We start from the raw sequence: 3,444 nt of genomic DNA, 5'->3' as shown, positions 1-3,444 counted from the left end.
TCCTGAGTGTTTAGGGTTTCTTGTAAAAGCAACTGCTGCCATTTTCTTGAATTGAAAATCATCTCTTCCATTAAAGAGGAGTAGTGATGATCTTTTAACTGATCAAGCACTTTATAAAGTAGGCTTAAATGGTGACTCAAATCAGCTTTACTGGCCGTATTTCTTTCAATTGTAGAGTTTCTGATGTCAATAGCTCCGTAAAACGGATATACATCTTTAAAACTGATGTCTTCATTTCTAATTGGCAAATGCTTATTTTTATCATGCATATGATGCCATGCTACCTCGTTAAATTTCCATTGAACTGAAGGTTGTATAGAGGTAAATTTCTCTTTTATAACATTTTCCAGCTCCAGGTTAAATTCATCGATATAGATCTGTAATAACTGAGATATGGGGGCAATTGCAGGCTCCAGCAGTGCAAGTATTTTCTCGTCAAAAGTTTCACCTTCCCAGGTATGTACCGCTAAAACACCAACAATTACATGGTCGTAAAAAACGGGAGTGAGGGCAAGAGACTTAACTCCCAGTTTCACAAAATGATGAAGCCAATGAAACACAACGGGATCTTCGGCCAAAATATCAGGAGAAAAGAATGAGTTCGGGTTGGCGGTATAACCCTCGGCATATTGCTGAAATGTTTCGGGGTCTAAATTATCTTCACCCCATACAGAAAATAATATTCCCGTGCCCCCCTTTACATTGCCATAAACCGGTTTGTTGTTAACCCTTACAAAAGGAAACAGGTCGAACTCGATTTTGTTATTTTGTACTATTGTTTTTAAAGATTGAATAACACCACTATATGTGGCCGCCTGATCGCCAGGGGTACGGTTAAGCCGAATGTTTTTTATGTTTTCTACAGCCTGGATAGCGGTTACATCAGATACAGTGATTACAGAGATACCTCTAAAACGGAAAAGATCGAGTGGCAATATTTTTTCCAATATTTCATAACTTGAGCCTTCTCCTATGTATTGTTGAAGTTCTCTGAAATTGAGTGGTGGTAATTCACCTTTCGGCGTAACTTCTATAAAATCTGTATTAAGATTTACATGAAAATAACCTAAAAGCCCTGTGTCAGTTTTGATACCTGCATGATACTGATGTGTTTTTACAGGTACATGAAAATTGTAAAGTTCCTTTAAAATAAACGAATAAACCAACTGCAGGCGCTCTTTATGGTAGTCGGCAGGGGTTTTAGAAACCACATACGAATCCTGGTCATTTTTCTTATTTTCCAGCAACTCGTACATAAGGTCTGTACCATAAAATGTTATAGGCTGTAATGGGAAGCAAAGTCCCCAGGCCAATTTATCCTCAGTTGCAAGTGCTGGGGTAAGGCACGCGTACATGTTTTCGAGCAAGCTTTCATAATCATGTATGCTTTCAAGTGGGATTTCCGCTTCTTCAATATTATATTTTTTAAACTCTTTAAGAGCTGATCTATATAATGCACCTTTAACAGTTTTCTCGCCTTTTACTCTTCCTCTCAGGTACTTAATAAAGGGACTGAAAGAGATTGCCGAATCAACTTCAAGTGAATGTGCTTTATTTCCAGAAACGTCTAGGATAACTTTTTTCATTTCGGATATTTTACTTCATTAGGATGAAGGTACTGACTTTAGATGTCTTAAAAGTCAATATGTAACATTCTGATTCAAATTTATTTAAAAATATTCATTTTCAGCAGAAGATATTTAAGTAAACAGGCTTTATTTGATTAGATTTAATTAAGGTTTTAACTATTAAAAATCATTACTCATTATGAAAAACACTTCAGGAAATTTCTTTGAAAAGGCATCTACAAAAATTACAAACTGGACAGGGAGTCCGGTAGCTTTCGGTGTAGCATTTCTAATTGTGATTGTATGGATACTTTCAGGGCCCATTTTTAATTATTCAGATACCTGGCAACTTGTTATCAATACAGGGACCACAATAATTACTTTTTTAATGGTTTTCCTTATCCAAAAATCTCAAAATAAAGATTCCAAAGCCATTCAGCTTAAGTTAAACGAATTGATAGCTGCAAGCAGACATGCCAGCAACAGGATGGTTGATATTGAGGATTTAACGGAATCAGAGCTGGATGTTCTTCATAAATACTATCAAAAACTTTCTGATATATCTGAGGCCGATAATGATATTCATACCTCTCACTCTATTGATGCAGCGGTAACTTTGCATAGGGTTAAAAAAGAAAAAAGAGCACTTGAATAAGTGGAAGGCTCTTTTTGTAGCTTAGCTATAAAATCTGAATTAAAGTTTTTCTAGCTCTTTATTAATAAAAGCCAATTCATCTTCACTAAGAGAGATGTTAATTGCTTTCGCATTATCTACTGCCTGATTTGTATTTCTGGCACCTGCCAGTACTATGGTTATACCAGGTTGTAACGTTGTCCACCTTAAAACCAATTGTGATAAAGAGGCATTTTTGCTGATCGCTAAAGGCTCTATGGCATTTAGAAATGACTTTACCTTTTCAGGATCGAATTGGCCAAAGTAACCATTTCTATGATCATCCGATTTTAAGGTAGCGTTTTTGAAGTATTTACCGGTAAGCAAACCTCTTTCTAAAGGGCTATAGGCAATAATTCCAACGTTGTTTGCTATGGTGTATGGAATTACATCTTTTTCAATTGTCCYGTTAAGCATACTGTAAGAAAGCTGATTAGAAGCCAGTTGGATTGACTCTTCTGCTTCTTTTAACTGCTCCAGGCTATAATTACTTACCCCGGCAGCTCTGATTTTTCCTTGTTGGATAAGGCTTTCCAATGCTTCCATAGTTTCACTTATAGGTGTTGTAGCATCTGGCCAGTGTAACTGTAGTAAATCTAGGTAGTCTGTACCCAAACGTTTTAAGCTTTCCTCAACTTCTTTAATGATGTTTTCTTTTGCTGCATATTTATAAACGGGTATGGTTTTTCCATTGTCGTTAGCATCAAAAAAGAACTCACCTTTTCCGTTATTGCTACCATCCCAAACTAAACCGAATTTGCTTAATAGCTGAATTTTACTTCTGTCTTTACCTTTAATTGCCTGGCCAATAAGTTCTTCGCTTAAGCCAAAGCCATAAAAAGGAGCAGTGTCTAAACTTGTAACACCATGATCTAAAGATGCATGAACAGCATCAATAGAATCTTGTTTCTCATTTCCTCCCCACATATTGCCACCTATTGCAAAGGCGCCGTAAGTAATAGCAGATAAGTTTAAATCTGTTTTTCCTAATTTTCTATATTCCATTTTTTTATTCTTTTTATTGTGCTATCAGAGATAGCTATTTAATATTAGGCAAGTTTATCAGTTTCATGTATAACGACAGTGCCATCAATAATGTCAACAGAATCCTTAATAAATTTATTGATATGAGCTGTTTGGTTATGCAATTCCAGGGCTTCTTTGCTTGCCCATTCTTCATGAAAAATAAACAAAGCAGGATCG

Annotated in this window: 4 protein-coding genes; 1 reads left to right on the top strand and 3 read right to left on the bottom strand. The window is 36.0% G+C overall.

Annotation, left to right across the window (positions count from 1 at the left end; translation table 11 throughout):
- A partial coding sequence (locus AC1DG9_RS25220; protein WP_477635478.1) for a GAF domain-containing protein occupies positions 1 to 1,586 on the bottom strand: 1,586 nt, incomplete at its 3' end.
- Between the two features lie 181 nt (positions 1,587 to 1,767).
- Here AC1DG9_RS25220 and AC1DG9_RS25215 point away from each other — a divergent pair.
- The gene (locus AC1DG9_RS25215; RefSeq protein WP_172663159.1) at positions 1,768 to 2,223 is read left to right on the top strand and encodes a low affinity iron permease family protein; all 456 of its coding nucleotides are present in this window, start codon (positions 1,768 to 1,770) and stop codon (positions 2,221 to 2,223) included.
- 39 nt (positions 2,224 to 2,262) lie between these two features.
- Here the strand turns inward: AC1DG9_RS25215 and AC1DG9_RS25210 are convergent, their stop codons facing one another.
- Positions 2,263 to 3,246 carry an aldo/keto reductase gene (locus tag AC1DG9_RS25210; protein ID WP_477635477.1) on the bottom strand — a complete coding sequence of 328 codons (984 nt, stop codon included), beginning with the start codon at positions 3,244 to 3,246 and terminating at the stop codon, positions 2,263 to 2,265.
- Positions 3,247 to 3,290: 44 nt separating this feature from the next.
- Positions 3,291 to 3,434, bottom strand: coding sequence for a putative quinol monooxygenase (locus tag AC1DG9_RS25205; protein ID WP_477635479.1), 144 nt, complete (start codon positions 3,432 to 3,434; stop codon positions 3,291 to 3,293).
- Positions 3,435 to 3,444: the final 10 nt, after the last annotated feature.

The sequence above is a fragment of the Pedobacter sp. 05L430 genome, from assembly GCF_056397585.1.
This window is presented reverse-complemented; position numbering and strand designations above follow the sequence as displayed.

What these genes read in the sequence shown, in the direction of transcription:
- AC1DG9_RS25215 (WP_172663159.1), top strand. Translation starts at nt 1,768, where the DNA reads ATGAAAAACACTTCAGGAAATTTCTTTGAAAAGGCATCTACAAAAATT.